Annotated in this window: 1 protein-coding gene; it reads right to left on the reverse strand. The window is 63.4% G+C overall.

What is annotated here, in order from left to right; genetic code table 11:
* Positions 1-243 (reverse strand): ATP-binding cassette domain-containing protein (locus tag SB659_RS20325; RefSeq protein ID WP_410551739.1); only part of this gene is annotated, 243 nt, incomplete at both ends.

Below are 243 nucleotides of genomic sequence, written 5' to 3' on the forward strand. Positions count from 1 at the left end.
GATCGCTACGCGCTGCTGCTGTCCGCCGGACAGCTGCTCGGGATATTTTTCGGCCTGTTCGATGATACCGACGCGGGCCAGCAATTCCTTCGCCTTGCGGGCAGCTTCACCCTGCGGCGTGCCGCGCACCCGCATCGGCGCGATCATGATGTTCTTCAGCACGCTCAGATGCGGAAACAGATTGAACGACTGGAACACCATGCCGACTTCGGCGCGCACCTGCGCCAGGTTCCTGCCGCGCTC

The organism is Arthrobacter sp. SIMBA_036, from assembly GCF_046535135.1.
Taxonomy (GTDB): domain Bacteria; phylum Actinomycetota; class Actinomycetes; order Actinomycetales; family Micrococcaceae; genus Arthrobacter.